The sequence below is a fragment of the Acidovorax sp. KPB24-03 genome, assembly GCF_057546605.1.
In genome coordinates this window covers 1-2785 of sequence record NZ_BAAJYR010000442.1, presented here as the reverse complement: position 1 = coordinate 2785, position 2785 = coordinate 1, and the positions used below count along the sequence as shown (strand labels likewise).

At 67.1% G+C, this 2785-nt stretch carries 5 protein-coding genes; 2 read left to right on the top strand and 3 right to left on the bottom strand.

Translation table 11 applies throughout. From position 1 onward, the window contains the following. A partial coding sequence (locus tag AC27KI_RS22285; protein WP_487115884.1) for a Csu type fimbrial protein occupies positions 1-1018 on the top strand: 1018 nt, incomplete at its 5' end. Positions 1019-1135: 117 nt separating this feature from the next. Here AC27KI_RS22285 and AC27KI_RS22280 read toward each other — a convergent pair. Next, a complete protein-coding gene (locus tag AC27KI_RS22280) occupies positions 1136-1606 on the bottom strand; it encodes an FKBP-type peptidyl-prolyl cis-trans isomerase (RefSeq protein ID WP_272566680.1) in 471 nt (156 codons plus the stop codon). Between the two features lie 23 nt (positions 1607-1629). Here AC27KI_RS22280 and AC27KI_RS22275 point away from each other — a divergent pair, with 23 nt between their 5' ends. Continuing rightward, entirely contained in the window at positions 1630-1938 is a 309-nt protein-coding gene (locus AC27KI_RS22275; RefSeq protein WP_487090766.1) for a hypothetical protein, read from the top strand. Here the strand turns inward: AC27KI_RS22275 and AC27KI_RS22270 are convergent. Continuing rightward, entirely contained in the window at positions 1925-2389 is a 465-nt protein-coding gene (locus tag AC27KI_RS22270) for a hypothetical protein (RefSeq protein ID WP_272566678.1), read from the bottom strand. The genes AC27KI_RS22275 and AC27KI_RS22270 overlap by 14 nt on opposite strands. 93 nt (positions 2390-2482) lie before the next feature. Continuing rightward, a partial coding sequence (locus AC27KI_RS22265) for a pirin-like C-terminal cupin domain-containing protein (protein WP_487115882.1) occupies positions 2483-2785 on the bottom strand: 303 nt, incomplete at its 5' end.

Genomic DNA, 2785 nt, shown 5'->3' with positions numbered 1-2785 from the left:
CGGAGATGCAATCGTGAGCCCGTCCGGCCGCCGGCCCTCTCCCTTCGCCGGGCCGGGGCAGGCCGTGCGCAGCCTGCTCACCCTGGCAACCCTCGCCGCCGGCGCACCGGCGTTCGCCGCCGTCTGCACCTATGCGGAAACCGGCGCCTCGCTGGGCGCCGCGTCTTCCTTCGCCGTGCGCGACGGCAGCCTGACCACGCCAGGCAGCTTCTCCATCACCTGCGGCTCCGGGCTGCTGTCGCTGCTGTCCACCGACAGCGTGCTGCGGGCCACGCTCACCAGCGACAACGGCTTTTTGCTGCGCAACATCAGCGACAGCACCAAGGCCATCGGCTACCAGGCGGGCAACGGCAGCGGGCTCACCTATTCGTCGGGCCTGCTGGTGATCAACGCCACCGGGGCCAACATCCTCACCCTGCTGCCCAACCGCAAGGCCACCGTGCCGGTGCAGATCGCCACGCTGAACGCCAACGTCCCGGCCGGCACCTACCGCGACACCCTGCGGCTGGCCTGGACCTACAACCTGTGCGACGGCGCGGGCCTGCTCGCCACCTGCCTGGGCACGGTGTACGCCGGCACGGCCACGCGCACCGTGACGGTGGAACTGCAGGTGAACAACGACTGCCTCATCACGCCCGGGGCCATCAACTTCGGCAGCGCCGCGCTGCCCACGGGCTTCGGCGAGGCCGCGTCGCAGGTGGCGATGGTGTGCACCAGCGGCATGGTCTACACCGTCGGCCTGGGGCCGGGCAGCAACCCGAGCGGCGGGCGGCGCCAGATGGCCAACGGCAGCAACCGGCTGGCCTACGACATCTTCTTCGGCGCGGGCACCACGCCCTGGGGCACGACCGTCGGCTCCCGCGTGTCCAGCAGCCAGGCCACGTCCGGCCCGGCGGGCGGCATCGCCAACGGCACGGGGTCGCACGTGTTTCCGTACCGCGCCCGCGTGTACCCCGACCAGGCCGCGCCGGTGGAGGGCACCTACCTGGACAACGTGGTGGTGGACGTGCAGTTCTGAGCCGCACCACCCATCCAGCCCGTCCGCCCCGAAAATCCAGCCGAACAGGCCGCCAGCGCAATCAACACTAGGGCATTTTGCTATATTTTTAATAGCAAATGCCCGTGAAAGCCCCGATCAATGGTGGTGGCCGTGCCCGCCGTGCACGTGGCGGTGCACCACTTCTTCCGGCGAAGCCGGCCGCACCTCGGTCACCTTGCAGGAAAAGCGCAGCGCCTGGCCGGCCAGCGGGTGGTTGCCGTCCAGGTGCACCTCGGGGCCCTTGATCTTGACCACGTTGAACACGTGCTCGCGCCCGTCGTTGCCCGCGCCGCGCAGTTGGCCGCCCACCTTCACACCGGGCGGGAACTCGCTCTTGGGGATGGTGCGCACCAGGCTTTCGTCACGCTCGCCGAAGGCCTCGGCCGCGGTCAGGTCCAGCGTGGTGGCAAAGCCCGTGGCCTGGCCGTCCAGCACGGCCTCCACCTTCGGAAAAATGCCGTCGTAGCCGCCGTGCAGGTACGCCATGTGGCCGGAATCGAGCGGCTTGCCCTGCGGCGTGGTGACCTTGTAGCTCAAGGTGACGGCGGTGTCTTTGGAGATGTTCATGGAGGGAGGGTCCGGACAGGTCGGTGGATCGGTCGAAGCCGGGCGGCGTGCGCCCGGCGGTGCAGGCCTGCATTGTCGAGCAACACGCGCGCCATGGGTGCCCGCAGCCAGATCACCCGGAAACGGCCTCGCAGCAGTTCCCCGATTCCACGAACGGCTACTTTTTCTGCCTGAACTTCGGTTTTCCCACCCTGCTGACAAGCAACGCCACGACGACGACGACCATGACCAAAAATGCGTACTGGCCCAGAAACTGGAAAGCGCCCCAAGCGAGCACCGCCAACACGATGCAAAGCAGCAGGAATAGAAGGCTATTCATCACGCATAGCTGAAATTGGACGGAGCGATTTTGGCTTGCATTCCAAAGCGTGCCCGGCCCGGATGATTTTTCTGAATGACCTGGGGGTTGTTGGCATAGAAGGCTGCCAGCCCATCGAACTCCAGTTTGTTCTGGCGAGCCATCACGAAAAGATCGGACATGCGTGATCCACAGCCGAGTGAGCGCCCCGCAGCCACCGCGATGCTGCCGATGGCCGCTCCGGTGTACGCGGAGGCCCCGATGGAGGCAGCCACCGCCAGCTTTTCCAGACCCACAGTGGCGCCGACCAGTTCAGCCATCGTGGCGCCTTTGCCCAACGTGGCCAGGGTCCCCACCATCGTCGAGGCCGTGCTGAGGGCCGTGTTGTAGGTATCAAACAGCGTGGACGGCACGGGCAAGCCCAAATCCTGCATGTTCTCGTTGAAGTATTTTTTGAAATCGCCTGCGGCGTAGCACTGCCCCATCCATCGACTCCGGTAGTGAGGGAGCACAGATGCTAAATCGGGCCTCTCCATCCCACGGCAATAACCATTTGCACACAAAAAATGACAGTCCGATCACCCGGCCGATGGCAATCCCACATCCACCGGCGCGGGCACGTCCGGCGCCGCGCCCGGCCGCTGCGCGAACCGGCCCAGGGTCGGCCCGTGCACCGGCGCCGCATCGCCCCAGGGCCAGCCGCCGAAGCCGGTGCGGCGGTAGTCGGCCAGGGCCTCGGCGATCTCCTGCTGCGTGTTCATCACGAAGGGGCCGTACTGCACCACCGGCTCGGCCAGGGGCCGGCCCTGCAGCAGCAGGAATTCGGCGTCGGCCGTGCCGCCGTTGTGCAGTGCCACCGCCTCGCCCGCGCGCCAACTCCA